Origin of the sequence: Streptomyces sp. NPDC059897, assembly GCF_042730865.1 — a bacterium.
Taxonomy (GTDB): domain Bacteria; phylum Actinomycetota; class Actinomycetes; order Streptomycetales; family Streptomycetaceae; genus Streptomyces.
The window spans coordinates 8,790-33,296 of sequence record NZ_JBHWKQ010000024.1; the positions used below are offsets into that span (position 1 = coordinate 8,790).

General features: G+C 71.2%; 26 protein-coding genes. 17 read left to right on the forward strand and 9 right to left on the reverse strand.

What is annotated here, in order from left to right; translation table 11 throughout:
• Positions 1 to 126: 126 nt before the first annotated feature.
• Both mmpB and ACFV9W_RS24725 read left to right on the forward strand, forming a co-directional pair.
• Positions 127 to 255, forward strand: a complete 129-nt coding sequence (gene mmpB / locus ACFV9W_RS24720) for a morphogenic membrane protein MmpB (RefSeq protein ID WP_385764471.1) — start codon at positions 127 to 129, stop codon at positions 253 to 255.
• 45 nt (positions 256 to 300) lie between these two features.
• Entirely contained in the window at positions 301 to 912 is a 612-nt protein-coding gene (locus ACFV9W_RS24725; protein ID WP_385764473.1) for a Maf family protein, read from the forward strand.
• Here the strand turns inward: ACFV9W_RS24725 and ACFV9W_RS24730 are convergent.
• Positions 884 to 1,354, reverse strand: coding sequence for a hypothetical protein (locus ACFV9W_RS24730; protein ID WP_385764475.1), 471 nt, complete (start codon positions 1,352 to 1,354; stop codon positions 884 to 886). The genes ACFV9W_RS24725 and ACFV9W_RS24730 overlap by 29 nt on opposite strands.
• Before the next feature lie 445 nt (positions 1,355 to 1,799).
• Here ACFV9W_RS24730 and ACFV9W_RS24735 point away from each other — a divergent pair, with 445 nt between their 5' ends.
• Both ACFV9W_RS24735 and ACFV9W_RS24740 read left to right on the forward strand, forming a co-directional pair.
• Positions 1,800 to 3,572 (forward strand): biotin carboxylase N-terminal domain-containing protein, encoded by a 1,773-nt coding sequence (locus tag ACFV9W_RS24735; RefSeq protein WP_385764477.1) that lies wholly within the window; start codon positions 1,800 to 1,802, stop codon positions 3,570 to 3,572.
• Between the two features lie 230 nt (positions 3,573 to 3,802).
• Positions 3,803 to 4,381 carry a TetR/AcrR family transcriptional regulator gene (locus tag ACFV9W_RS24740; RefSeq protein WP_385764479.1) on the forward strand — a complete coding sequence of 193 codons (579 nt, stop codon included), beginning with the start codon at positions 3,803 to 3,805 and terminating at the stop codon, positions 4,379 to 4,381.
• Positions 4,382 to 4,563: 182 nt separating this feature from the next.
• Here ACFV9W_RS24740 and ACFV9W_RS24745 read toward each other — a convergent pair whose 3' ends face one another.
• Positions 4,564 to 5,517: a DeoR/GlpR family DNA-binding transcription regulator gene (locus ACFV9W_RS24745; RefSeq protein WP_385764481.1), complete on the reverse strand. Its 954-nt coding sequence runs from the start codon at positions 5,515 to 5,517 to the stop codon at positions 4,564 to 4,566.
• A gap of 174 nt (positions 5,518 to 5,691) precedes the next feature.
• Positions 5,692 to 7,140 (reverse strand): NAD(P)H-quinone dehydrogenase, encoded by a 1,449-nt coding sequence (locus ACFV9W_RS24750; RefSeq protein WP_385764482.1) that lies wholly within the window; start codon positions 7,138 to 7,140, stop codon positions 5,692 to 5,694.
• 141 nt (positions 7,141 to 7,281) lie between these two features.
• Here ACFV9W_RS24750 and ACFV9W_RS24755 point away from each other — a divergent pair, with 141 nt between their 5' ends.
• The 3 genes from ACFV9W_RS24755 (at position 7,282) to ACFV9W_RS24765 (ending at position 10,367) form a co-directional block, all read left to right on the forward strand.
• Entirely contained in the window at positions 7,282 to 7,719 is a 438-nt protein-coding gene (locus tag ACFV9W_RS24755; RefSeq protein ID WP_385764484.1) for a gamma-glutamylcyclotransferase, read from the forward strand.
• 116 nt (positions 7,720 to 7,835) lie between these two features.
• On the forward strand, positions 7,836 to 8,660 hold the full coding sequence (locus ACFV9W_RS24760; RefSeq protein WP_385764486.1) for a purine-nucleoside phosphorylase: 825 nt from the start codon (positions 7,836 to 7,838) through the stop codon (positions 8,658 to 8,660).
• Positions 8,661 to 8,711: 51 nt separating this feature from the next.
• Complete coding sequence (locus ACFV9W_RS24765) at positions 8,712 to 10,367, forward strand: phospho-sugar mutase (protein ID WP_385764488.1); 1,656 nt, start codon at positions 8,712 to 8,714, stop codon at positions 10,365 to 10,367.
• 90 nt (positions 10,368 to 10,457) lie between these two features.
• Here the strand turns inward: ACFV9W_RS24765 and ACFV9W_RS24770 are convergent, their stop codons facing one another.
• Positions 10,458 to 11,081 carry a PH domain-containing protein gene (locus ACFV9W_RS24770; protein ID WP_385764490.1) on the reverse strand — a complete coding sequence of 208 codons (624 nt, stop codon included), beginning with the start codon at positions 11,079 to 11,081 and terminating at the stop codon, positions 10,458 to 10,460.
• 131 nt (positions 11,082 to 11,212) lie between these two features.
• Between ACFV9W_RS24770 and deoC the strand changes: the two genes are divergently transcribed.
• From deoC to ACFV9W_RS24785, 3 genes are read left to right on the forward strand one after another with little or no spacing between them, the layout of a single operon-like run.
• Positions 11,213 to 12,166, forward strand: coding sequence for a deoxyribose-phosphate aldolase (deoC, locus tag ACFV9W_RS24775; protein WP_385764492.1), 954 nt, complete (start codon positions 11,213 to 11,215; stop codon positions 12,164 to 12,166).
• A 5-nt stretch (positions 12,167 to 12,171) separates the two neighbouring features.
• Entirely contained in the window at positions 12,172 to 13,635 is a 1,464-nt protein-coding gene (locus tag ACFV9W_RS24780; protein WP_385764494.1) for an aldehyde dehydrogenase family protein, read from the forward strand.
• A complete protein-coding gene (locus ACFV9W_RS24785; protein ID WP_385764496.1) occupies positions 13,632 to 14,528 on the forward strand; it encodes an aldehyde dehydrogenase family protein in 897 nt (298 codons plus the stop codon). Before ACFV9W_RS24780 ends, ACFV9W_RS24785 begins: the two co-directional genes overlap by 4 nt.
• A 74-nt stretch (positions 14,529 to 14,602) precedes the next feature.
• On the opposite strand, the gene ACFV9W_RS24790 is transcribed toward ACFV9W_RS24785, so the two are convergent.
• Entirely contained in the window at positions 14,603 to 15,016 is a 414-nt protein-coding gene (locus ACFV9W_RS24790) for a hypothetical protein (RefSeq protein ID WP_385764498.1), read from the reverse strand.
• Between the two features lie 125 nt (positions 15,017 to 15,141).
• Here ACFV9W_RS24790 and ACFV9W_RS24795 point away from each other — a divergent pair, with 125 nt between their 5' ends.
• Complete coding sequence (locus tag ACFV9W_RS24795) at positions 15,142 to 15,774, forward strand: uridine kinase (protein WP_385764500.1); 633 nt, start codon at positions 15,142 to 15,144, stop codon at positions 15,772 to 15,774.
• Positions 15,775 to 15,927: 153 nt separating this feature from the next.
• Here ACFV9W_RS24795 and ACFV9W_RS24800 read toward each other — a convergent pair whose 3' ends face one another.
• The gene (locus ACFV9W_RS24800) at positions 15,928 to 16,692 is read right to left on the reverse strand and encodes a SigE family RNA polymerase sigma factor (RefSeq protein ID WP_385764502.1); all 765 of its coding nucleotides are present in this window, start codon (positions 16,690 to 16,692) and stop codon (positions 15,928 to 15,930) included.
• A gap of 253 nt (positions 16,693 to 16,945) precedes the next feature.
• Between ACFV9W_RS24800 and afsQ1 the strand changes: the two genes are divergently transcribed.
• From afsQ1 to ACFV9W_RS24825, 5 genes are all read left to right on the forward strand, one after another.
• On the forward strand, positions 16,946 to 17,623 hold the full coding sequence (gene afsQ1 / locus ACFV9W_RS24805; RefSeq protein ID WP_385764504.1) for a two-component system response regulator AfsQ1: 678 nt from the start codon (positions 16,946 to 16,948) through the stop codon (positions 17,621 to 17,623).
• The gene (locus tag ACFV9W_RS24810) at positions 17,620 to 19,188 is read left to right on the forward strand and encodes an ATP-binding protein (RefSeq protein ID WP_385764506.1); all 1,569 of its coding nucleotides are present in this window, start codon (positions 17,620 to 17,622) and stop codon (positions 19,186 to 19,188) included. Before afsQ1 ends, ACFV9W_RS24810 begins: the two co-directional genes overlap by 4 nt.
• A complete protein-coding gene (locus tag ACFV9W_RS24815) occupies positions 19,185 to 19,787 on the forward strand; it encodes a hypothetical protein (RefSeq protein WP_385764508.1) in 603 nt (200 codons plus the stop codon). Before ACFV9W_RS24810 ends, ACFV9W_RS24815 begins: the two co-directional genes overlap by 4 nt.
• 111 nt (positions 19,788 to 19,898) lie before the next feature.
• Positions 19,899 to 20,441: a VanZ family protein gene (locus ACFV9W_RS24820; protein ID WP_385764510.1), complete on the forward strand. Its 543-nt coding sequence runs from the start codon at positions 19,899 to 19,901 to the stop codon at positions 20,439 to 20,441.
• Positions 20,442 to 20,528: 87 nt separating this feature from the next.
• Positions 20,529 to 20,729 (forward strand): PspC domain-containing protein, encoded by a 201-nt coding sequence (locus ACFV9W_RS24825; RefSeq protein WP_385764512.1) that lies wholly within the window; start codon positions 20,529 to 20,531, stop codon positions 20,727 to 20,729.
• 79 nt (positions 20,730 to 20,808) lie between these two features.
• Here ACFV9W_RS24825 and ACFV9W_RS24830 read toward each other — a convergent pair whose 3' ends face one another.
• A complete protein-coding gene (locus ACFV9W_RS24830; protein ID WP_385764514.1) occupies positions 20,809 to 21,132 on the reverse strand; it encodes an ATP-binding protein in 324 nt (107 codons plus the stop codon).
• 148 nt (positions 21,133 to 21,280) lie between these two features.
• Positions 21,281 to 22,447, reverse strand: a complete 1,167-nt coding sequence (locus ACFV9W_RS24835) for an adenosine deaminase (protein ID WP_385764516.1) — start codon at positions 22,445 to 22,447, stop codon at positions 21,281 to 21,283.
• A 151-nt stretch (positions 22,448 to 22,598) separates the two neighbouring features.
• Here ACFV9W_RS24835 and ACFV9W_RS24840 point away from each other — a divergent pair, with 151 nt between their 5' ends.
• Positions 22,599 to 23,351, forward strand: a complete 753-nt coding sequence (locus ACFV9W_RS24840) for an alpha/beta hydrolase (protein ID WP_385764518.1) — start codon at positions 22,599 to 22,601, stop codon at positions 23,349 to 23,351.
• 101 nt (positions 23,352 to 23,452) lie between these two features.
• On the opposite strand, the gene ACFV9W_RS24845 is transcribed toward ACFV9W_RS24840, so the two are convergent.
• On the reverse strand, positions 23,453 to 24,457 hold the full coding sequence (locus ACFV9W_RS24845) for a LysR substrate-binding domain-containing protein (RefSeq protein ID WP_385764520.1): 1,005 nt from the start codon (positions 24,455 to 24,457) through the stop codon (positions 23,453 to 23,455).
• Positions 24,458 to 24,507 lie beyond the last annotated feature (50 nt).

Consider the following 24,507-nt stretch of genomic DNA (forward strand, 5'->3'; position numbering starts at 1 on the left):
CCCGGCCCCCCCCCGCCCGCCCCCTCCCCCCCCCGCGGGGCGCGTCTTTTTACTTTGGCGGGGGGGGGGCCGCCTCATCCCCCCCACCCCCCCCCCCCCGCCCGCGCGCGCAGCACCATGCTGTATGTGCTGTGGTCAGACCCCGATGACGAGCCCCCAGAGGAGCTCCGCGAAACGCAGGCGATGCTGCGGCGCGCGGGCTTTGTGCTGGCCCTGGCCATGGTCGTCATGTTCCTGATGCTGGGGACCGCGTGAGGCGGCCGGGGAATGCCCGGCGCCACCCTGGATAACCTGAGCCGCATGACTGCTCCACGCCGCCTGATCCTGGCCTCCCAGTCCCCCGCCCGCCTCGGCCTGCTGCGGCAGGCCGGGTTCGCCCCCGAGGTGATCGTCAGCGGGGTCGACGAGGACGCCGTGACGGCCCCGACGCCCGCCGAACTCGCCCTCGCGCTCGCCGAGGCCAAGTCCTCCGTGGTCGCGGCGCGGCCGGAGGCGCACGGCGCCGTCGTCATCGGCTGCGACTCCGTGCTCGACCTCGACGGCGAGGCGCTCGGCAAGCCGGCCGACGCCGAGGAGGCCACGGCCCGCTGGAAGTCGATGCGCGGCCGCGCGGGCACGCTGCAGACGGGCCACTGCGTGTACGACACGGCGAGCGGCCGGTACGCCTCGGGCACCGCCTCCACCGTCGTCCGCTTCGGCGAGCCGAGCGACGCGGAGATCGCCGCGTACGTGGCGACGGGCGAACCCCTCTACGTCGCGGGCGCGTTCACCCTGGACGGTCGCTCGGCCCCGTTCATCGACGGCATCGACGGCGACCACGGCAACGTGATCGGACTCTCGCTGCCGCTGGTGCGCCGCCTCCTCGCCGAACTGGGCATCGGCATCACGGAGTTGTGGGCGCCGGCGGAGTAGCGGGCCCGTTCTGCGCGGGGCTGTCCCCCGGCGTCTCCCGCTCCCCCTGCTCGTGCCGGTCGTACGCCACCAGCGTGAGCACGAGCAGGGCGAGCACGACCATCATGAACACGAAGCTGAACCAGCCCACCAGGCTGATCGAGAAGGCGCCGAGCAGGCCGTGCACGACGGCGACGCTGATCAGCAGGATCCGCGCGATCCCGGCCGGCGCCCGGTCGACGATCGCGGTGCGCGCGAGCACGATCCCGCACAGCACCAGGTAGAGCCCGAACAGGCCGCCCGCGATCCACGCGCCCACCGACATCGCCCGCGGGTCGAGCCCGGCGAGGGACATGTCCTGGTTGTCGACCACGAGCCCGAGGAACCAGTTCAGGAGCACGATCCCGAACGCCTCCGCGAACAACACGATCGCGGCAACCCACGCCACCGGCCTGCGAGCCACCGGCCCCCACCCACTTCCACTGACTGTTACCGCTAGTACGGCCAAGACATCCCGAACGCTACTAACGGGTAAACCTCCGTACAAGGGTTCTGCAGAAGGCAAAGAATCGTTGGGCCATTCGTAGGGACTCCACAAAGAATGCCGACGGGCCGCAGCGCGGTCTCACAGAGACCTTGGCCACAGAGGCGGGCTAGGGTTGCGGTGAGGGATCGCGCGTATCCAGGCGCGACAAGGGATTTCACCTACCAGGTGACCCCCGGGTGACAGTGCGTGTGGGCAAGCTCACGCCCGGGGACGCCTCGTGGGTCCGTGTCGGCAGTCCCTAAACTCAGCTTGTTTCAGTGAGTCAAGCTTCACGGTGACCCGCCGACCGCCCCGGCTCGGGCGACCACGGCCGGGGGTCCGGGGGATGCCCCCGGGAAGACACAGCAAGGAGGGAGCCATCGTGCGCAAGGTGCTCATCGCCAACCGTGGCGAAATCGCTGTCCGCGTGGCCCGGGCGTGCCGGGACACGGGGATCGCGAGCGTTGCCGTCTACGCCGAGCCGGACCGGGACGCTCTGCACGTCCGTGCGGCCGACGAGGCGTTCGCCCTTGGCGGGGACACCCCGGCCACCAGCTACCTGGACATCGCCAAGGTGCTCCAGGCGGCGAAGGACTCCGGCGCGGACGCCATCCACCCCGGCTACGGATTCCTGTCGGAGAACGCCGAGTTCGCCCAGGCCGTCCTCGACGCCGGGCTGATCTGGATCGGCCCGCCCCCGCACGCCATCCGCGACCTCGGTGACAAGGTCGCGGCGAGGCACATCGCGCAGCGCGCGGGCGCCCCGCTCGTCGCCGGTACGCCGGACCCGGTCGAGGGCGCCGACGAGGTCGTCGCGTTCGCCGAGGAGCACGGCCTGCCGATCGCGATCAAGGCCGCCTTCGGTGGCGGCGGCCGCGGCCTGAAGGTCGCCCGCACCCTCGAAGAGGTGCCCGAGCTGTACGAGTCCGCGGTGCGCGAGGCGGTCGCCGCCTTCGGTCGCGGCGAGTGCTTCGTGGAGCGCTACCTCGACAAGCCGCGCCACGTCGAGACGCAGTGCCTGGCCGACCAGCACGGCAACGTCGTGGTCGTCTCCACCCGTGACTGCTCGCTGCAGCGCCGCCACCAGAAGCTGGTGGAGGAGGCCCCGGCCCCGTTCCTCTCGGACGCCCAGCTGGAGCAGCTCTACTCGTCGTCGAAGGCGATCCTCAAGGAGGCCGGCTACGTCGGCGCCGGCACGGTCGAGTTCCTCGTCGGCGCGGACGGCACGATCTCCTTCCTGGAGGTCAACACCCGTCTCCAGGTCGAGCACCCGGTCACCGAGGAGGTCGCCGGCATCGACCTCGTGCGCGAGATGTTCCGCATCGCCGACGGCGAGGAGCTCGGCTACGGCGACCCCGAACTGCGCGGCCACTCCTTCGAGTTCCGCATCAACGGCGAGGACCCGGGACGGAACTTCCTGCCGGCCCCCGGCACCGTCACCAAGTTCGACCCGCCGGCCGGCCCCGGTGTCCGTCTGGACGCGGGCGTCGAGTCCGGCTCGGTCATCGGCCCGGCCTGGGACTCCCTGCTCGCGAAGCTGATCGTCACGGGCCGCACCCGCAAGGAGGCCCTGCAGCGGGCCTCGCGCGCGCTCGCCGAGTTCGAGGTCGAGGGCATGGCCACCGCCATCCCCTTCCACCGCAAGGTGGTCACCGACCCGGCGTTCGCCCCCGAACTGACCGGCAGCGAGGACCCGTTCACGGTCTTCACCCGCTGGATCGAGACCGAGTTCGTCAACGACATCGAGCCGTTCGCCGCCCCGGCGCCCGGTGACGAGGAGGACGAGGCGGGCCGCGAGAACATCGTCGTCGAGGTCGGCGGCAAGCGTCTCGAGGTCTCCCTCCCGGCGGGCATGGGCATGTCCCTGGCCCGCACCGGCCTGAACGCGGGCGCCAAGCCGAAGCGCCGCGCCGCCAAGAAGTCCGGCTCCGCCGCCTCCGGCGACACCCTCGCCTCCCCGATGCAGGGCACGATCGTCAAGGTCGCGGTCGAGGAGGGCCAAGAGGTCAAGGAGGGCGACCTCGTCGTCGTCCTGGAGGCCATGAAGATGGAACAGCCCCTGAACGCCCACAAGTCGGGCACCGTCAAGGGCCTCTCCGCCGAGATCGGCGCGTCCCTCACCTCGGGCGCCGCCATCTGCGAGATCAAGGACTGACACCGCATACGGCGTACGCCGAGGGCCCGTCAACCGGCACACCGGTCGACGGGCCCTCGGCCGTTCACTCCTGCTCAGCGGCGAACGCGTGCATCCGCTGCCACTCGGTGGAGTCGCCGCGGCCTCCGGACCGGCGGTATCGGCCTGCGGTGGCGATCCCTCCGCACCGCCGCGGTCCCGCCATCGGGCATCCTTGAAGTCCTGCGTCCGCGCACGCCCAGGGAGGCCCGATGACGACAGCCGAGCACGATCGCTCGCGCCGCATGCGCGCCGACGCGCGCCGCAATTACGAGCGGCTGCTCGCGCAGGCCCGGATCGCCTTCGCCGAGCACGGCACGGGCGCCTCCCTGGAGGAGGTGGCCCGCGGGGCCGGGGTCGGCATCGGCACGCTGTACCGGCACTTCCCCAACCGGCACGCGCTGATGAGCGCCGTCTTCGAGGAGGCGGTGAGCGAACTGCTCGCCCGCTCCCGGGCGCTGCTCGACGCTCCGCAGCCCTGTACGGCGCTCGTGACCTGGCTGCGCGAGATCATCACGCACGCGAGCGAGTACCGGGGGCTGTCCCGCGCCCTCATGTCGGCCTCGCAGGACGCGAGTTCGGCGCTGGCCCGGTGCAGCGATCCGATGCGGGAGGCCGGCCAGGCGCTGCTCTCGCGGGCGCAGCGGGCGGGGGCGGTGCGGGAGGACGTCTCCATGACGGACCTCCTTCAGCTCACGAACGCGATCGCCCTCGCGGCGGAGGAGACTCCGTCGGACCCGGCGCTGGCGGATCGGCTGCTGCGCCTCACGCTCCGCGGCATCACCGATTGACCGGCACCATGGTTGCGCTCCTGGGGCTCCGCCCCAGACCCCGCTGCTCAATCGCCGCAGGGGCTTGATTGGCACAGCCGCTCGGCAGGCCCGCGCCGGGTGGTCCTTTTAAGCCCCTCCGGCGATTGAGGAGCGGGGTCCGGGGCGGAGCCCCGTGGGCGCAACGCCGGGTGGGCGGAACATCACCGGCGGCGAAGATCGGCCACCCGGGCCGAGCGCTCGGGCGGGGCGTCCAGGGAGGCTGAGCGCAACGGGTGCCCCCCGGAGGGAATCCGCCGCTGCCCCGGCAAGGGCACATCCCGGCGTGCCTGGCGCGCCGGGACGGATTCACCGCCCCCGGTAGGGTCCTCCGCCCCGGCTCCCGCGACAGCGACCTGCACGCCCTGATCGGCCAGCGCCTGAAGCTCCGTCGCCGCCCGGTCGTCGTGCGCCGGCGGTTCGTCCGTCACGAGCCGCGTGATCACATCGGTCGGCACGGTCTGGAACATGGTGTCCGTACCGAGCTTGGAGTGGTCCGCGAGGACGACGACCTCGGACGCGGCCTGGACGAGCGCCCGGTCGACGGACGCCGACAGCATGTTGGACGTGGACAGGCCGCGCTCGGCGGTCAGGCCACTGCCGGACAGGAAGGCGCGCGAGACTCTCAGGCCCTGCAGGGACTGCTCCGCCCCGCTGCCCACCAGCGCGTAGTTGGAACCCCGCAGCGTGCCACCTGTCATGACGACCTCGACCCTGTTGGCATGGGCGAGCGCCTGTGCCACCAGGAGGGAGTTGGTGACGACGGTCAGGCCCGGCACACGCGCGAGCCGGCGGGCCAGCTCCTGCGTGGTCGTCCCCGCGCCCACCACGATGGCCTCGCCCTCTTCGACGAGACCCGCGGCGAGATCGGCGATGGCCGTCTTCTCTGCGGTCGCGAGATGTGACTTCTGCGGAAAGCCGGACTCCCGCGTGAATCCGCCCGGCAATACCGCACCGCCGTGCCGGCGGTCGAGGAGTCCTTCTGCCTCCAGTGCGCGCACGTCCCGCCGTACGGTCACTTCAGAGGTCTGGACGACGCGGGCGAGCTCACGGAGCGAAACCGCTCCGTTGGCTCGCACCATTTCGAGGATCAATTGACGACGTTCTGCAGCGAACACGAAACTGACAGTAACCCCAACGACCGTCTGCTTTCAGCAGTTTGCGCCGAATTACAGATTCTGTTCGCACAGGAACCGTGGAAGTGGTATAGGCGCGAACCAATGCCTACCCGTCCCGCCTATGCCCCCCGCATGGGCCGCAACTCACCGTGACCTGCGGCCCGTTGCCGGAAATCAGCTCTCTTCGGCGATCTTCCGCGTGTGCAGCTGGCGGGCCACCTCGGCGATCGAGCCCGACAGCGAGGGGTACACGGTGAACGTGTTCGCGATCTGCTCGACCGTCAGATTGTTGTCGACCGCGATCGAGATGGGATGGATCAGTTCCGAAGCGCGCGGCGCGACGACCACTCCGCCGACCACGATGCCCGTGCCCGGACGGCAGAAGATCTTGACGAAGCCGTCCCTGATGCCCTGCATCTTCGCGCGCGGGTTGCGCAGCAGCGGCAGCTTGACGACGCGGGCGTCGATCTTGCCCGAGTCGACGTCGGCCTGCGTGTAGCCGACGGTCGCGATCTCCGGGTCGGTGAAGACGTTCGACGAGACCGTCTTGAGGTTCAGCGGCGTCACCGCGTCGCCCAGGAAGTGGTACATCGCGATGCGGCCCTGCATGGCGGCGACGGACGCGAGGGCGAACACGCCGGTCACGTCGCCGGCCGCGTACACGCCGGGAGCGGTCGTGCGGCTGACCTTGTCGGTCCAGATGTGGCCCGACTCCTTGACCTTGACGCCCGCTTCCTCCAGGCCGAGCCCCTCGCTGTTGGGGACGGCGCCGACCGCCATCAGGCAGTGCGTGCCGGAGATGACCCGGCCGTCGGAGAGCGTGACCTCGACCCGGTCGCCGACGCGCTTGGCGGAGGCGGCGCGCGAGCGGGCCATGACGTTCATGCCGCGGCGCCGGAACACGTCCTCCAGGACGGCCGCGGCGTCCGGGTCCTCGCCCGGGAGCACGCGGTCGCGGGAGGAGACGAGGGTGACCTTGGAGCCGAGCGCCTTGTAGGCACCGGCGAACTCGGCGCCGGTGACACCGGAACCGACCACGATGAGCTCCTCGGGGAGCTCGTCCAGGTCGTACACCTGCGTCCAGTTGAGGATCCGCTCGCCGTCGGGCTGCGCGTCGGCCAGCTCGCGCGGATGCCCGCCGGTGCACAGCAGCACGGCGTCGGCGACGAGGGTCTCCTCGCTGCCGTCGGCCGCGGTGACGACCACCTTGCGGGAGCCGTCGAGCGCCTGCTGGCCGTCGAGGCGGCCCTTGCCGCGCAGCACGCGCGCGCCCGCGCGGGTGACGGAAGCGGTGATGTCGTGGGACTGGGCGAGCGCGAGGCGCTTCACACGGCGGTTGACCTTGCCGAGGTCCACGCCGACGACGCGGGCCGGGCTGTCCGGGTCGGGGGTGTCGTCCTCGACGATGATGCCGAGCTCTTCATAAGAAGAGTCGAAGGTGGTCATCACCTCGGCCGTGGCGATCAGAGTCTTCGACGGCACGCAGTCGGTGAGCACCGACGCCCCGCCGAGGCCGTCGCAGTCGACGACGGTCACCTCCGCGCCGAGGGACGCGGCCACCAACGCCGCCTCGTATCCGCCAGGTCCGCCACCGATGATCACGATCCGAGTCACATGCCCCATTGTCCCGCACGCTTCAAGCCCGCACCGAGCCGGGGCCCCCGTCCGGGCCACTCGCGCGCGCGGGCTGCGCGTATCTCCTCTTAAGAGGGGTGCTTCCGTTACTCACGAGACACCTGGGTCCACTGACGTACGCTCGGTCCCATGTCGCTCTACGCCGCGTACGCCGGCAATCTCGACGCGCGGCTCATGACGCGCCGCGCCCCGCACTCGCCGCTGCGCGCGACCGGCTGGCTGAACGGCTGGCGGCTCACGTTCGGGGGCGAGCACATGGGCTGGGAGGGCGCACTCGCCACGATCGTCGAGGCGCCGCGTTCACAGGTCTTCGTCGCGCTGTACGACATCGCTCCGATGGACGAGGAGTCGATGGACCGCTGGGAGGGTGTCGGACTCGACATCTACCGGCGGATGCGGGTCCGCGTGGACACCCTGGAGGGCGAGGAGCCCGCGTGGCTCTACGTACTGAACGGGTACGAGGGCGGTCTCCCCTCGGCGCGGTACCTGGGCGAGATCGCCGACGCGGCCGAGTCGGCGGGCGCGCCGCACGACTACGCGATGGAGCTGCGCAAGCGCCCCTGCTGACGGCGCACGGAAGCGCTTCCCGCGCCCTCGTTCGTCGGAAACGACAAAGCAACGATCACAAGGACGTGACCTCCGACATCTACGCGCGTAGGCAACGACAGGCTACCCTCGTCGGCGTGAACGCTTCTCTTACTCCGGACAACGTCCTGGCCGACCCGTACGCAGCCGCCGACGCCGCCGCCGCGCGGCTGCGCGAGCTGACGGGCGCCGAGACCCACGACGTCGCCCTCGTGATGGGCTCGGGCTGGGCACCCGCCGCCGAGGCACTGGGCGAGCCCGCCGCCGAGTTCCCCTTCACCGAGCTGCCCGGTTTCACCGGCGCCGCGGTGGCGGGCCACGGCGGCACGGTCCGCTCGTACCAGGTCGGCGAGAAGCGCGCCCTGGTCTACCTGGGCCGTACGCACTACTACGAGGGCCGTGGCGTCGCCGCGGTCGCGCACGGCGTGCGCACCGCCGCCGCCGCGGGCTGCAAGACCATCGTGCTCACCAACGGCTGCGGTGGCCTGCGCCAGGGCATGCGCCCCGGCCAGCCGGTGCTCATCTCCGACCACATCAACCTGACGGCGGCCTCCCCGATCGTCGGCGCCAACTTCGTCGACCTCACCGACCTGTACTCGCCGCGGCTGCGCGCGCTGTGCCAGGAGATCGACCCGAGCCTGGAAGAGGGCGTCTACGCCCAGTTCCCCGGCCCGCACTACGAGACCCCCGCCGAGGTCCGGATGGCCGGCATCCTCGGCGCCGACCTGGTCGGCATGTCCACCACCCTGGAGGCCATCGCGGCCCGTGAGGCGGGCGCCGAGGTCCTCGGCATCTCCCTGGTGACGAACCTGGCGGCGGGCCTGTCCGGCGAGCCCCTCAACCACGAAGAGGTCCTCCAGGCGGGCCGCGACTCCGCCACCGCCATGGGCGACCTGCTGACCAAGGTCCTCGCGAAGATCTGATCCCCGGCCCGGCTCCTGGTGGATCACCCTCGTACCCGTACGTCTGAAGGAATGCGAACCGTGACCGTATCTGGCAGCGAACTGCTCGACCGGGCGAAGACCTGGCTGGCGGAGGACCCGGACCCGGAGACCCGCGAGGAGCTGGCCAAGCTCATCGAGGCGGACGATCTGGAAGCGATCGGCGAGCGCTTCGCGGGCACGCTCCAGTTCGGCACCGCAGGGCTCCGCGGCGAGCTGGGCGCGGGCCCGATGCGGATGAACCGCGCGGTGGTCATCCGCGCGGCCGCAGGCCTCGCCGCGTATCTGAAGGCCAAGGGGCAGACGGACGGGCCGGTCGTCATCGGCTACGACGCGCGGTACAAGTCGGCGGACTTCGCACGCGACACGGCGGCGGTGATGGTGGGGGCCGGGCTGCGCGCCGCGGTCCTCCCCCGCCCGCTGCCCACCCCCGTGCTCGCCTTCGCCATACGGCACCTGGGCGCGGTCGCGGGCGTCGAGGTCACGGCCTCGCACAACCCGCCGCGCGACAACGGCTACAAGGTGTACCTCGGCGACGGCTCGCAGATCGTGCCGCCCGCCGACGCGGAGATCGCCGCCGAGATCGCCGCGGTGGCGTCGCTGCACGACGTGCCGCGCGCGGAGTCCGGCTGGCAGACGCTGGGCGAGGACGTCCTGGAGGCGTATCTCGCCCGTACGGACGCGGTCCTCGCGCCCGGCTCGGCCCGCGGCGCCCGCACCGTCTACACGGCGATGCACGGCGTCGGTAAGGACACCCTCCTCGCCGCCTTCGCCCGCGCGGGCTTCCCCGAGCCGGTGCTCGTGCCGGAACAGGCCGAGCCCGACCCGGACTTCCCCACGGTCGCGTTCCCGAACCCGGAGGAGCCCGGGGCGATGGACCTGTCCTTCGCCACGGCCCGCGCGCAGGGCGAGACCCCGGACCTGATCATCGCCAACGACCCGGACGCGGACCGCTGCGCCGTCGCCGTGCCGGACGGCGGCGACTGGCGGATGCTGCGCGGCGACGAGGTGGGCGCGCTCCTCGCGGCGCACCTGGTGAAGCGGGGCGTGAGCGGCGTACTCGCCGAGTCGATCGTGTCGTCCTCGCTGCTCGGCCGGATCGCCGAGGCGGCCGGACTGCCGTACGAGGAGACGCTGACCGGCTTCAAGTGGATCGCCCGCGTCGAGGGCCTGCGCTACGGCTACGAGGAGGCGCTCGGCTACTGCGTCGACCCCGAGGGCGTGCGCGACAAGGACGGCATCACGGCGGCGCTGCTCGTGACCGAGCTGGCGAGCGAGCTGAAGGCCCAGGGCCGTACGCTCCTCGACGCGCTCGACGACCTGGCGCTCGCGCACGGGCTGCACGCCACGGACCAGTTGAGCGTGCGGGTCGAGGACCTGTCGGTGATCGCGGACGCGATGAGCCGTCTGCGGGAGGCTCCGCCGGTGGAGCTGGCCGGGCTCGCGGTGACCCGCGCGGACGACCTCTCCGAGGGGGAGGGCGGGCTGCCGCCCACGGACGGTCTCCGGTACACCCTCGACGGGGCGCGGGTCGTGGTGCGGCCGTCGGGGACGGAGCCGAAGTTGAAGTGCTACCTGGAGGTCGTGGTGGCGGTCGCCGACCGGGCGGCGCTGCCGGCTGCGCGGGCCACTGCCGTGGAGCGGTTGGCGTCCCTGAAGCGGGACCTCTCCGTTGCGGCCGGGATCTAGTTCGGCGTAGTCCGTGGTTGCGGTCTCGGGGCTCTGCCCCGGACCCCGCGCCTCAAACGCCGGCGGGGCTTGATCGGCCCGCCCGTGTGGCTAGCCCAGTGCGATGAGGACCACAAGGAGTACGGCGCCCGCGAACGCCGGGGCGATGATTTCGTAGGCCCAGCGGGTGGTGGGCGTGCCCTGGGAGGTTTCGGCCTCTGCGCGGGTGCCGTGGAGTTCGCGGAGTTCGTCCATGATCTGGTCGCCGGGCGAGCGCGGCTCGGTCACCGGGAGGCCGCTGGCCCCCGTGGGCGTACGGCCGCCCTTGGTCGCGCGCAGCTGCTGGCGCTGCGCCTTGCGCCGGCCGCGCAGCGACACCGGGATGGACCAGAGCTGGTACTTGGTGCCCGCCTCGTCGAAGACCTCGTTCGAGTACCCGGACCTGAAGCCCGAGACCGCGGCCCACGGCAGCGTGATGTCACGGAACGGGTTGCGCACGCGCAGCCGGTCCTCGTTCCCGAAGACGGCCGGCCGGATCGTGAACGCGACGACGATCGGCACCACGAACAGCAGCACGGCGAGCACCGTCCAGGGCGTCCGCCCCTCCCCGTTGACCACCGCGTCGCCGCCCAGCCAGGCGCCCATCAGGATCAGCGCGACACCACCGGCGATACCGGCGGGAGACCGATAGATCCGGTCAGGTGCCTGCGGGGGCGTGGTCTGGCTGCTCGTCATGGCTCGATTGTGCACGACCCGTCAAGACCCGTAGCAATCAGCGGGGCCAGGTAGGCCCCGCACGGTGCCGCGAACCGTAAACCCCGACCTGTACAAGCCGCTACGCGCGTAGATATGCTCCCCTCGTGACCATGCCCAGTTCTGCACCCGCACCCGCTCTCAGCGACGTCACCGCGTCCGACAGCACGCTGCGCCGCTTCCTGCACGGGTTGCCCGGCGTCGACGCGGTCGGCCTGGAGGCGCGCGCCGCTTCGCTCGGGACCCGTTCCATCAAGACCACGGCGAAGGCGTACGCCATCGACCTGGCCATCTCGATGATCGACCTGACGACCCTGGAAGGCGCCGACACCCCGGGCAAGGTCCGGGCCCTCGGCGCGAAGGCGGTCAACCCTGACCCCACGGACCGCAGCGCGCCGCGCACGGCGGCGGTCTGCGTCTATCCCGACATGGTGGCCACCGCGAAGGCCGCCGTCGCCGGTACGGACGTGAAGGTCGCCTCGGTCGCGACCGCCTTCCCGGCCGGCCGCGCCGCCCTCGAGGTCAAGCTCGGGGACGTACGGGAGGCCGTGGCCGCGGGGGCGGACGAGATCGACATGGTCATCGATCGCGGCGCCTTCCTCGCGGGCGACTACATGAAGGTCCACGACGAGATCCGCGCGGTGAAGGAGGCCTCCGGCGCCGCCCGGCTCAAGGTCATCTTCGAGACCGGCGAGCTCTCGACGTACGACAACATCCGGCGCGCGAGCTGGATCGGCATGCTGGCAGGCGCCGACTTCATCAAGACCTCGACGGGCAAGGTCGGCGTCAACGCCACCCCCGCGAACACCCTCCTCATGCTCGAAGCCGTCCGCGACTTCCGCGCCGCGACCAGGGTACAGGTCGGTGTGAAGCCCGCGGGCGGCATCCGCACCTCCAAGGACGCCGTCAAGTTCCTGGTCATCGTGAACGAGACCGCGGGCGAGGACTGGCTCGACAACCACTGGTTCCGCTTCGGCGCCTCCAGCCTCCTGAACGACCTGCTGATGCAGCGTCAGAAGCTGGCCACAGGACGCTACTCCGGTCCCGACTACGTGACGGTGGACTGATCACCATGACCAAGGCATCTGTATTCGAGTACGCGCCCGCGCCCGAGTCGCGGTCCGTCGTCGACATCGCGCCCTCCTACGGCCTCTTCATCGACGGCGAGTTCACCGAGGCCGCCGACGGCAAGGTCTTCAAGACCGTCTCCCCCGCCACCGAAGAGGTCCTCTCCGAGGTCGCGCAGGCCGGTGAGGCCGATGTCGAGCGTGCCGTGAAGGCGGCCCGCAAGGCGTTCGAGAAGTGGTCCGCGCTGCCGGGCGCCGAGCGCGGCAAGTACCTCTTCCGCATCGCCCGCATCATCCAGGAGCGCAGCCGTGAGCTGGCCGTCCTGGAGACGCTGGACAACGGCAAGCCGATCAAGGAGACCCGCGACGCGGACCTCCCCCTGGTCGCCGCGCACTTCTTCTACTACGCGGGCTGGGCCGACAAGCTCGACCACGCCGGTTTCGGCCCGAACCCGGCGCCGCTCGGCGTCGCGGGCCAGGTCATCCCGTGGAACTTCCCGCTGCTGATGCTGGCGTGGAAGATCGCCCCGGCGCTCGCGACCGGCAACACGGTCGTGCTGAAGCCCGCCGAGACGACGCCGCTGTCCGCGCTGTTCTTCGCGGACATCTGCCGTCAGGCGGGCCTGCCGAAGGGCGTCGTCAACATCCTTCCCGGATACGGCGACGCGGGCGCGGCGCTCACCGCCCATCCCGACGTGAACAAGGTCGCCTTCACCGGCTCCACGGCCGTCGGCAAGGAGATCGCCCGCACCGTCGCCGGCACCGACAAGAAGCTGACGCTCGAACTCGGCGGCAAGGGCGCGAACATCGTCTTCGACGACGCCCCGCTCGACCAGGCCGTCGAGGGCATCGTCACCGGCATCTTCTTCAACCAGGGCCAGGTCTGCTGCGCGGGCTCCCGCCTCCTCGTCCAGGAGTCGATCCAGGACGAGTTGCTCGACAGCCTGAAGCGCCGCCTGTCGACGCTCCGCCTCGGCGACCCGCTCGACAAGAACACCGACATCGGCGCCATCAACTCGGCCGAGCAGCTCGCGCGCATCACCGCGCTCACCGAGCAGGGCGAGGCCGAGGGCGCCGAGCGCTGGTCCGCGCCCTGCGAACTCCCGTCCTCCGGCTACTGGTTCGCGCCGACGCTCTTCACGAACGTCACGCAGGCGCACACCGTCGCCCGCGACGAGATCTTCGGCCCGGTCCTGTCCGTGCTCACCTTCCGCACGCCGGACGAGGCCGTCGCCAAGGCCAACAACACGCAGTACGGCCTCTCGGCGGGCATCTGGACGGAGAAGGGCTCGCGCATCCTCGCGGTCGCGAACAAGCTCCGTGCCGGGGTCGTCTGGGCCAACACGTTCAACAAGTTCGACCCGACGTCGCCGTTCGGCGGGTACAAGGAGTCGGGCTTCGGCCGCGAGGGCGGCCGCCACGGTCTGGAGGCCTACCTCGCCCCGTCGAACGAAGTGAGCGAAAAATGAGCACAGTTGAGCGTCTTTCGGTCTTCAAGACCTACAAGCTGTACGTCGGCGGGAAGTTCCCGCGTTCCGAGAGCGGCCGGGTGTACGAAGTGACCGATGGCAAGAGCGGCGAGTGGCTGGCCAACGCACCGCTGTCCTCCCGCAAGGACGCCCGTGACGCCGTGGTCGCCGCCCGCAAGGCGTTCGGCGGCTGGCAGGGCGCGACGGCGTACAACCGCGGGCAGGTGCTGTACCGCGTCGCCGAGATGCTGGAGGGCCGCCGCGAGCAGTTCGCTCGTGAGGTCGCCGAGGCGGAGGGGCTGAGCAAGTCGAAGGCCGCGGCCGTCGTGGACGCCGCGATCGACCGCTGGGTCTGGTACGCGGGCTGGACCGACAAGATCGGCCAGGTCGTCGGCGGGGCGAACCCGGTGGCGGGGCCTTATCTCAACCTGTCCACGCCCGAGCCGACGGGTGTCGTCGCCATCGTGGCGCCGCAGCTGTCGTCGTTCCTCGGCCTGGTCTCGGTGATCGCCCCGGTCATCGCGTCCGGCAACACGGCCGTCGTGATCACCAGCGAGAAGTCCCCGCTCCCCGCGCTCTCCCTCGGCGAGGTGCTCGCGACCTCGGACGTGCCCGGCGGCGTCGTGAACATCCTGTCCGGCAAGGCGGCGGAGATCGCCCCGTCGCTCGCCGCGCACCAGGACGTGAACGGCATCGACCTGACCGGCGCCGACACGGATCTGGCCAAGGAGCTGGAGATCGCCGCCGCGGACAACCTGAAGCGCGTGCGTCGTCCACAGCCTGTGGAGGACTTCGCGGCGGACCCGGGCACGGACCGTCTGACGCACTTCCTGGAGACCAAGACGGTCTGGCACCCGACGGGTTCGCTGGGCGCGTCCGGCTCCGCGTACTAGCACTCGCACGAGGGCCGACAGCGACCCCGGCTCCTCCGCCGTCCAGGAGGAGCCGGGGCCGCTGTCATGCCGGATCAGCCCGGCAGCACGCTCGTCGCGGGGCCCACCACGGGCAGTTCCTCCAGTGACGCCCCGGAGGCGATGGGCCCGGTCACCGCGGCCGTGCTGACCGGCACGAAGTCCGCGACCTGCGTGCCGATCGAGTTGTCCAGCGGGTCGACGCCCGTATTGGCCAGCGGGTCGATGGGCAGCTTCTTCAGCGTGCCGAGGCCGTTCGCGGTCGCCGAGTTGAGCGCCGTCGAGACGCCACCGACCGCCGCGTCGACGTTCTCGTCGCCGGTCTGCGTCTGCGGCAGCGGAATCGGCGCCGCGCTCGCGGAGGCGCCCCCCGCGGCGACGACCGCGCCCGCCGCGCTCACGGTGAGCCCGACGCGCATCAGGGTGCGCCGCACGGAGGAAGTGGCTTTGTGGTCTGCGTGTCGTGCCATGGTGTTCCGCCCGAAACCTTTCGCCTGTGTAATCATGTGCGTACACAGGGTAGTTGGCGTGGTGCGTGCCACAACGGCACCACGCGGGGCGGCGCCGGGGTCGCCATGCCTCACACTGGTGTCTCGTGAGTTCGCATCCTCCGATACCGACGCGGGTCGTCCTGCTCTGTGGCCCCTCGGGCTCCGGCAAGTCGTCGTTCGCCGCCCGCTCAGGGCTGCCCGTCCTGTGCCTCGACGACTTCTACAAGGAGGCGGGGGACCCCACGCTGCCGCTGGTGGAGGGCACTTCGGACATCGACTGGGACTCTCCGCTGTCCTGGGACGCCGAGGTCGCGGTCGCCGCGATCGTGGCGCTGTGCGCGAAGGGCCGCACGAGCGTTCCCGTCTACGACATCTCCGTCAGCGCGCGGGTGGGCGAGGAGACGCTGGACATCGAGCGCACGCCGCTGTTCGTCGCGGAGGGCATCTTCGCCGCGGACATCGTGGAGCGCTGCCGGGAGTTGGGCGTGCTCGCCGACGCGCTGTGCCTGCGCGGCCGCCCGTCGACGACGTTCCGCCGCCGGCTGCTGCGCGACCTCAAGGAGGGCCGCAAGTCGGTGCCGTTCCTGCTGCGGCGCGGCTGGCGCCTGATGCGCACGGAGCGGTCCATCGTGGCCCGGCAGGTGGCCCTCGGCGCGCACGCGTGCGGCAAGGAGGAGGCGCTCGGCCGGGTGGCGGCGGCCGCGGCGGGGCGTTGCGTGAAGGCTCGCGCCACGTAACCGGGCGCCTTGGGCGTGAGAGCCCGGGGCATACGGAACGGGACCGGAAAGACCCCCCGGCCTTCCGGTCCCGCCCACTCCCCCTACTGCTCCCCCGTACTTCCCCCGTGCTGAACCCCGCTCCCCCGAACAGGGCCCCGTTCCCCCCTGCCTTCAGGCGACGAGCTCGCCGAAGGACTCCTCCTGGTCACGGCCGAAGCTCAGCACCTCGTCCTCGCGCAGTCGCCGCAGCGAGCGCCAGATGCTGGACTTCACCGTGCCCACGCTGATGTCGAGGATCTCCGCGATCTCCGGGTCCGTGCGGCCCTCGTAGTAACGAAGGACCAGCATGGTGCGCTGGAGTTCGGGCAGCCGGGCCAGCGCCTGCCACAGGACCGCGCGCAGCTCGGTGCCGCGCATCGCGTCCGTGTCGCCGGCCGTCTCCGGCAGCTCCTCGGTCGGGTACTCGTTCAGCTTGCGGCGGCGCCACGCGCTGATGTGCAGGTTCGTCATGGTGCGGCGGAGGTAGCCCCCGACCGCGGCCTTGTCACTGATCCGGTCCCAGGCCCGGTACGTCGAGAACAGCGCGCTCTGCAGCAGGTCCTCGGCCTCAAAGCGGTCCCCGGTCAGGTGGTAGGCGGTGGCGTACAGGGAGGCGCGGCGCTCCTGGACGTAAGCCGTGAACTCGGCCTCCGACAAGGACGTCCGGCGCTGCTCCCCCGAGTCCTCCCTGTACGCGGCTCCCCCGTGGCCCCCCTCGGTGATCGTTTCCCGTGCGTCAACCACCGTCATGAGCCCGGTGTGCTGACGCCCGGTGCCGCGAGCGCACCCCCGCCCGCTCACGGCACCGGACTTCTCGTGACGCTCGGAAACCACTCGGCCCATGTCGTGCAGACGCGTGACAACCGCGCTTGAGGTGGTGCTGTGCAGCGTGTTCATCTCGCGCCCCCCGTCGTGGAGTACCGAATACTTCTGCGTCGTCGTCGCGGTGCTTCTTCGCGATGACCAAAAGCTTGCCGGGCCGAGTTCATGACGGTGTCCGTCGACTGTCACAGGCCTGTCACAGCGGCTCCCGCAATAGGGAGCGGAGGTGGAGGAAGCGCCCCGGCCGGGCCTTGTCCGGGCCGCTTCCCCGCACCTGACGCGCACACTCGGTCGAACTGAAGGCCTCTGATGGGCCAGAATGGCGCTTGTGCCTTCCCTGTTGCTGATCGAGGACGACGACGCCATCCGTACGGCCCTGGAGCTGTCACTTACGCGCCAGGGCCACCGGGTCGCCACCGCTGCCACCGGAGAGGACGGTCTGAAGTCGCTGCGCGAGCAGCGGCCCGATCTGATCGTCCTCGATGTGATGCTGCCCGGCATCGACGGTTTCGAGGTGTGCCGGCGCATCCGGCGCACCGACCAACTGCCGATCATCCTGCTGACCGCGCGCAGCGACGACATCGACGTCGTGGTGGGTCTCGAGTCCGGTGCCGACGACTATGTCGTGAAGCCGGTGCAGGGGCGCGTGCTCGACGCGCGGATCCGGGCCGTGCTGCGGCGCGGCGAGCGGGAGGCCAACGACGCCGCGACGTTCGGCTCGCTGGTGATCGACCGTGCCGCAATGACGGTGACGAAGAACGGCGAGGACCTGCAACTGACGCCGACCGAGCTGCGGCTGCTGCTCGAACTGAGCCGGCGGCCCGGACAGGCGCTGTCCCGGCAGCAGTTGCTGCGCCTGGTGTGGGAGCACGACTACCTCGGTGACTCGCGGCTGGTCGACGCGTGCGTGCAGCGGCTGCGCGCGAAGGTCGAGGACGTGCCGTCGTCGCCGACCCTGATCCGTACGGTGCGCGGGGTGGGCTACCGGCTGGACACGCCTCAGTGACCAAGCCGCACGACAAGCTCCGGGGCGCCGCCGCGGCCAAGAAGACCCTCCTCGCCGGCCTGCGCTTCACGAGCCTGCGGCTGCGCCTGGTCGTCGTGTTCGCGCTCGTGGCCCTGACGGCCGCGGTGTCCGCGTCGGGGATCGCGTACTGGCTCAATCGCGAGGCCGTGCTGACGCGCACGCAGGACTCGGCGCTCAGCGACTTCAAGCAGGAGATGCAGAACCGGGCGGCGGCGCTTCCCGAGCAGCCCACGCAGGGCGAGTTGCAGCACGCGGCGAACCTGATGGCGGGCAGCAGCCAGCACTTCAGCGTGATGCTCATGGCGAAGGACGAGAACGGCCGCCGGGTCGTGGGCAATTCCGACCTGGACGCCTTCACCGTCGCCGACGTGCCGAAGTCGCTGCAGGACGCGGTCACCGAGAAGCAGCCGATCAACGGCGGCAACAAGCACGCGTACCACCTGTACTGGCAGCGCATCACGCAGGACGACACCCCGTACCTGGTCGGCGGCGCCACCGTGGACGACGGGCCGACCGGTTACATGCTCAAGTCCCTGGAGCCGGAGGCCAAGGACCTCGGCTCGCTCGCCTGGTCGCTCGGCATCGCCACCGCGCTCGCCCTCATCGGCTCCGCGCTGCTCGCGCAGGCCGCCGCGACGACGGTGCTCAAGCCCGTGCACCGGCTCGGCGTCGCCGCGCGCCGCCTCGGCGAGGGCAAGCTCGACACGCGGCTGCGCGTCTCCGGCACGGACGAACTCGCGGAGCTGTCCCGTACGTTCAACAAGACGGCGGAGAACCTGGAGAAGAAGGTCGCGGACATGAGCTCCCGCGACGAGTCCTCGCGCCGCTTCGTCGCCGACATGTCGCACGAGCTGCGCACGCCGCTGACCGCGATCACCGCGGTGACGGAGGTCCTGGAGGAGGAGCTCGACGCCGAGACCGGCTCCGTCGACCCCATGATCGAACCGGCCGTACGGCTCGTGGTCAGCGAGACCCGGCGCCTGAACGACCTCGTCGAGAACCTCATGGAGGTCACCCGCTTCGACGCGGGCAGCGCCAAGCTCGTCATCGACGACGTCGACCTCGCCGACCAGATCACCGCCTGCATCGACGCCCGCGCCTGGCTGGACGCCGTCGAGCTCGACGCCGAGCGCGGCATCCACGCCCGCCTCGACCCGCGCCGCCTCGACGTGATCCTCGCGAACCTGATCGGCAACGCGCTCAAGCACGGCGGGTCCCCCGTGCGCGTCTCGGTGCGGGTGGAGGGCGAGGACGTCGTCATCTCCGTGCGCGACCACGGTCCGGGCATCCCCGAGGACGTCCTGCCGCACGTCTTCGACCGCTTCTACAAGGCGAGCGCCTCCCGGCCCCGCTCGGAGGGCAGCGGCCTCGGCCTCTCCATCGCCATGGAGAACGCCCGGATCCACGGCGGCCGGATCGGCGCCGCCAACTCCCCCGAGGGCGGAGCCGTGTTCACGCTGCACCTGCCGCGGGACGCGGCGCCCCTCGCCTCCGCCACGGAGGAGGACGCCAAGGACGCGCGGGAAGGCGGTGCCGCGAAGTGACGCGACGGGTACGCCCCTTGGCGCTCATCGGCCTCGCCTCGCTGCTGCTCGCGGGCTGCGGAATCCGTCCCACGGAGGTGCCGACCGACTTCGGCGCCGCTCCCACGCGCGTGGGCTGCTCCCTGTCGGGCTCGGACAAGGTGGAGGCGCAGGCGGGCGGCGAGTTCCCGGTGCAGGTCTATCTGGTCTGTACGTCGCAGCTCGTCACGGTCGACCGGACGATCACGCTGGAGCGCGGCCAGTCCTCCGACCGGGTCGTGGTGGCCCGTGAGCTCCTGGCGCAGCTGGCGTCGGCCCCGTCCGCCGCGGAGAAGTCGGCGGGCTACACGACGGACGTCCGCTCCGCCCTGAAGGTCTCGGGCCCCCGCGAGGACGACCCCGCGGACGCGCTGCGCCTGAACGCGCCGCCGGACGACCTGTCGCCCTACGCCCTGGCCCAGGTCATCTGCACGTTCGCCAACAGCGAGGTCACGGCGGAGGACGACGAGCACGTGATCCTCGGCGGCCCTGACGCCGAGCCGCCCCGCGAGTACACCTGCTCGGAGGCCCTGAAGGCCCGCCCGGGCCTGATCCCGGCCCCGACGAAGACCGTGAACTGACGGACGCCCCGGGAGCCCGGAGCGAAACGGCGCGGCCTCGGTCCGACCTCGGTCCGACCTCGGTCCGACCTCGGCGGAACCGATCCTCCCGCGCCGGGCGTCTAGGGGTGCGTGCAGCGCCATCGCTCGGGCGGCCACAGGGCCGCCGTCCGTCTCCGTGCGGCAGGGATCGTCCTGCTCGCCGCGCATCTCGTCTTCGTTGCCTGGTTCACGCTGCGCCCCCTGGATGTGCCCTGGGTCAGCGCGGCGAACCTGCATCCCCTGGCGGGCATCCGCTCCGACCTCGCGCTCGGCTGGCGCGAGGCGGCGCTGCGGATCGGCGAGGGCCTGGCGCTGCTGGCCCCGCTCGGCGTGCTCCTGCCGGTCGCGGGCGGCCGCCTGTACGTGTCGTTGTGGGGTTCGCTTGTGCGCACGGTCGCCGTGGCCGCACTGATCTCGCTCGGCATCGAACTGCTGCAGACCGGGGTGCCGGGGCAGGTCGTGGACGTCGACTCGCTGCTCCTGAACACGGTGGGCGTCGCGCTCGCCCATCTCCTCGTGGTGCCCGTGCTGCGCTCCCGGCTCCGCCGCAGGGCCGACGTCGAACCCCTCCCCCCGCAGGAGCCCGCTCAGGGTCCGACCCCGACGATTCCCAGGGTCGGCATCGCCCCGTGAGCTGACGTTTTACCCGGGCTGTCGCCGGTACCTTCGAAGACGTAAGCACCACACACCGAAGACATACGGTTCGCGAAGGAGCCCACCATGACCGCCCTTGCCCGCCCCACCAACGGACGGATGATCGGCGGAGTGTGCGCAGCGCTGGCACGGCGCTTCGGCACCTCCGCGAGCACGATGCGCGTGATCTTCGTGGTCTCGTGTCTGCTGCCGGGCCCGCAGTTCCTGCTCTACATCGCGCTGTGGATCCTGTTCCCGAATGAGAACAAGGTCCGCCAGGCCTGGTGACGTGCACCGGCACCCACGCCGAAGGGGCGCGCCCGCGTGATCGCGGGTGCGCCCCTTCGGCGTGTGCGGTGGACCGGGGTCAGCTGAGGCCGCCGACCGGCAGGCCGCCGAGCAGCCCGGAGACCGGGTCGCCGTCGACCGGCAGGGCGCCCTGCGTGGCCTGGTCGACGACCGGGGCGGCGGTCTTCAGGCCGTTGTCGACCGCGGTCTGGGCGCCGCCCAGGGACTCGGCGGCGGGCAGCGTCGAGGCCACGTCCTGGATCGGGAGGGCGGAGGTCACGGATCCGACGGTGTCGGTGGCGTCGGGGGCGGCCGGGGCAGCGTTCGCGGCACCGGCGCCGGCGGCGGCGAAGGCGGCTCCGAGAGCGGCGACACCGAGGGTCTTGGCAGCAGACTGCTTCATTGTGAAATGCGTCCTCTTGAACGATGACGGGGGAATGAGCGGTCCACGACCGTAAACATTCCTTCGCTGCGCCCGCAAACAGCGAACCGCCGGGAAAAACGGCCGGGAACAAACGTTCCCGGCCGCTTCGACGCCCCCTCGAAAAGCCCTATTCGACGACAGAATCGCTGGTCGAAGCGGTCTGACGGAACAGCCATTCGGATTTCAGCTCGGCATACCCGGGCTTCACGACGTCATTGATCATCGCCAGTCGTTCATCGAAAGGAATGAATGCTGACTTCATCGCATTGACAGAAAACCACTGCATGTCGTCGAGCGTGTAACCGAATGCGTCGACCAGGTGCTCGAACTCGCGGCTCATTGAGGTCCCGGACATGAGCCGGTTGTCGGTGTTGACCGTGGCCCTGAAGTGCAGCTTTCGCAGCAGACCGATGGGGTGCTCCCCGTAGGAGCTCGCGGCGCCGGTCTGCAGGTTCGACGAGGGGCACAGCTCCAGCGGGATCCGCTTGTCGCGCACGTACGAGGCGAGGCGGCCCAGCTGTACGCCGCCGTCCGCCTCCACCTTGATGTCGTCGATGATGCGCACGCCGTGCCCGAGCCGGTCCGCGCCGCACCACTGGAGGGCCTGCCAGATGGACGGCAGGCCGAAGGCCTCGCCCGCGTGGATCGTGAAGTGGTTGTTCTCCCGCTTGAGGTACTCGAAGGCGTCGAGGTGGCGGGTGGGCGGGAAGCCGGCCTCGGCGCCCGCGATGTCGAAGCCGACGACTCCCAGGTCCCGGTAGGAGTTGGCCAGTTCGGCGATCTCCAGGGCGCGGGCCGCGTGCCGCATCGCGGTGAGCAGGGCGCCGACCCGGATGCGGTGCCCGTTCTCCTTCGCGCGCCGCTCGCCCTCCCGGAAGCCCTCGTTGACCGCCTCGACGACCTCTTCGAGGGTGAGCCCCTGTTCCAGGTGCTGCTCGGGGGCGTAGCGGATCTCGGCGTAGACGACGCCGTCCTCGGCGAGGTCCTCCGCGCACTCGGCGGCGACCCGGAACAGCGCCTCGCGCGTCTGCATGACGGCGCAGGTGTGGCTGAACGTCTCCAAGTACCGCTCCAGCGAACCGGAGTCGGCCGCTTCGCGGAACCAGACGCCGAGCTTGTCGGGGTCGGCCTCCGGCAGGTTCTCGTACCCCTGCTCGCGCGCCAGGTCGACGATCGTGCCGGGCCTGAGGCCGCCGTCGAGGTGGTCGTGCAGGAGCACCTTGGGCGCGCGGCGGATCTGCTCGGCGGTCGGCACCCGGGGGCTGTTGGGGTTCGCGGTGATCGGGCTCGTCATTTCCGCACTCTAACTCCTACGCGCGTAGATCGCTGCGGTTCGTTGTCGGTTCGTTGCACGCGGTGAACCCGGTGCGCGGGCATGATCCGTCGATACGCAACAGTGACCCGTCCACCGGCGTCGTGCGCCGGGCTTCTGGCACTGTGCTGTCATGCAGCAGCGAGCGACGCAGGGCCGCGAGGCGCGGCTTGCCAGGGCGGCCGGGCCGGTGCCGGGGGCGGTGGGCGGCGTGGTGCTGCTGCTCCCCGCGGGCGAGGAGACGTCGACCCGCAGACCCTCGCCCATGGACCGGGCGGCGCTTCGTCCGCTCGCACGCCGCCTCACGCGCGCGGGGCGCGACGAGGGCCTGGTCGCGCACATCGTGCAGTACCGGTGCCGCGGCTGGAACGAGACGCAGGCCGAACTCGCGCGCGACGCCCGGTGGGCAGCCGACGAGGTCGTGCGCCGCTACGGGGACGTACCGGTCTGTCTCGCCGGCATCGACATGGGCGGCCGGGCGGCGCTGCACGCGGCCGACCACGAGGCCGTCAACTCCGTCCTGGCGCTCGCCCCTTGGCTGCCCGAGGACGATGTGGCGGCGCCCCTGGAACCGGTCAGGCAGCTCGCGGGCCGCCGGGTCCTCATCGTGCACGGCACGGACGACAGGCGCACGGACCCGGAGTTGTCCTTCCGGCTCGCGGGCCGCGCGAAGAAGACGAACCGCGACGTGTGCCGGTTCGAGGTGCACTCGGACGGGCACGGGCTGGCGCAGCATCGTTTCGAAGTCGGTTCGCTGGCCGTGGACTTCGCGATGGGAGTGTTGTTCGGGCGGCCGTTCTCGCGGCCGCTTCGGGACGCGTTCGCGGCGCCGCCGCCGTTGGGGTTGCGGATGCCGTTGGCCTCCGGCTTCGGGCGGACGCTCTAGTGTGCGCCGGGTCTGAGTGTTGCGCCGGAACGGGGGTGCGGTCGCGGGGCTCTGCCCCGGGCCCCGCTGCTCAATCGCCGCAGGGGCTCAAAATGCGCGCCTCAATTGCCGGCGGGGCTTGAATCAGTCGCCTCCTCGGCGCCCGAAGTGGTGTGCTCCGGCAGGAGTTTGCCCCTGCGGGACAGCAGGAACTTCTTGAAGGCCGCTACGGGGGGTGTGTCCGGGTGGCCGTCCAGCCATGCGACGCCGATCTCGCGCACCGCCCGCTGGCCCGTCACCGCCAGTTCCACGACTCCCGGGCGCGGCACCGTCGGCGGTGGCAGGAGCGCGACCCCGAGCCCGGCCGCGACGAAGCCGCGCAGCGTCTCCGCCTCCTCGCCCTCGAACGCGATCCGCGGCGTGAACCCGGCCTCCGCGCACAGGTCGTCGCAGATGCGGCGCAGTCCGTAGCCCGGTTCGAGGGTGACGAAGGTTTCCTCCGCCGCCTCCGCCAGGCGGATGCGCTTGCGGGCCGCGAGGCGGTGGTGGTCGGGGACGACGAGGCGCAGGCGCTGCTCGTCGAGGCGGCGGGCGACCAGGCCCGGCGCGTCCGGGACGGGCGAGGTCAGGCACAGGTCGAGCTCGCCCGCGCGCAGCCGCTCCAGCATCGCCTCCCCGTAGTTCTGCACGAGGCTGAAGCGGATGCGGGGGTGCTCGGCGCGGAAGGCGCGGATCAGGCCGGGCACCGTCTCCGTACCCATGGTGTGCAGGAAGCCGAAGGCGACCTTGCCGGACTCGGGGTCGGCGTCGGCGCGCACCGACTCGACCGCCTTCTCGATCTCGCCGAGCGCGCGCTCCACCGAGCCGAGGAACGTACGGCCTGCCGGCGTCAGCGACACCGTGCGGCCGCGCCGGGCGAACAGGTCGACGCCCAGGTCGCGTTCGAGGCGGACCAGGGCGCGGGAGAGCGTGGACTGCGGCACGTTCATCTCCTGCGCCGCGCGCGTGACGTGCTCGGTGCGGGCGACCCCGGCGAAGTGGGCGAGGCGCGGGGCGAGGAGCGTGACGATGTCTTCCGTGTCACCAATGGGTGACAGGCGCTGCTCCGACCTCTGCTCATGCTGCATGGGAACGATTATGGCCTCTTCATGCATTGGACGCATGAATGCAGGTGAGC

What these genes read in the sequence shown, in the direction of transcription:
- ACFV9W_RS24725 (WP_385764473.1), top strand. Translation starts at nt 301, where the DNA reads ATGACTGCTCCACGCCGCCTGATCCTGGCCTCCCAGTCCCCCGCCCGC.
- ACFV9W_RS24740 (WP_385764479.1), top strand. Translation starts at nt 3,803, where the DNA reads ATGACGACAGCCGAGCACGATCGCTCGCGCCGCATGCGCGCCGACGCG.
- ACFV9W_RS24750 (WP_385764482.1), bottom strand. Translation starts at nt 7,140, where the DNA reads ATGGGGCATGTGACTCGGATCGTGATCATCGGTGGCGGACCTGGCGGA.
- ACFV9W_RS24755 (WP_385764484.1), top strand. Translation starts at nt 7,282, where the DNA reads ATGTCGCTCTACGCCGCGTACGCCGGCAATCTCGACGCGCGGCTCATG.
- ACFV9W_RS24765 (WP_385764488.1), top strand. Translation starts at nt 8,712, where the DNA reads ATGCGAACCGTGACCGTATCTGGCAGCGAACTGCTCGACCGGGCGAAG.
- ACFV9W_RS24770 (WP_385764490.1), bottom strand. Translation starts at nt 11,081, where the DNA reads ATGACGAGCAGCCAGACCACGCCCCCGCAGGCACCTGACCGGATCTAT.
- deoC (WP_385764492.1), top strand. Translation starts at nt 11,213, where the DNA reads ATGCCCAGTTCTGCACCCGCACCCGCTCTCAGCGACGTCACCGCGTCC.
- ACFV9W_RS24780 (WP_385764494.1), top strand. Translation starts at nt 12,172, where the DNA reads ATGACCAAGGCATCTGTATTCGAGTACGCGCCCGCGCCCGAGTCGCGG.
- ACFV9W_RS24785 (WP_385764496.1), top strand. Translation starts at nt 13,632, where the DNA reads ATGAGCACAGTTGAGCGTCTTTCGGTCTTCAAGACCTACAAGCTGTAC.
- ACFV9W_RS24790 (WP_385764498.1), bottom strand. Translation starts at nt 15,016, where the DNA reads ATGGCACGACACGCAGACCACAAAGCCACTTCCTCCGTGCGGCGCACC.
- ACFV9W_RS24800 (WP_385764502.1), bottom strand. Translation starts at nt 16,692, where the DNA reads ATGAACACGCTGCACAGCACCACCTCAAGCGCGGTTGTCACGCGTCTG.
- ACFV9W_RS24825 (WP_385764512.1), top strand. Translation starts at nt 20,529, where the DNA reads ATGACCGCCCTTGCCCGCCCCACCAACGGACGGATGATCGGCGGAGTG.
- ACFV9W_RS24830 (WP_385764514.1), bottom strand. Translation starts at nt 21,132, where the DNA reads ATGAAGCAGTCTGCTGCCAAGACCCTCGGTGTCGCCGCTCTCGGAGCC.
- ACFV9W_RS24835 (WP_385764516.1), bottom strand. Translation starts at nt 22,447, where the DNA reads ATGACGAGCCCGATCACCGCGAACCCCAACAGCCCCCGGGTGCCGACC.
- ACFV9W_RS24840 (WP_385764518.1), top strand. Translation starts at nt 22,599, where the DNA reads ATGCAGCAGCGAGCGACGCAGGGCCGCGAGGCGCGGCTTGCCAGGGCG.
- ACFV9W_RS24845 (WP_385764520.1), bottom strand. Translation starts at nt 24,457, where the DNA reads ATGCAGCATGAGCAGAGGTCGGAGCAGCGCCTGTCACCCATTGGTGAC.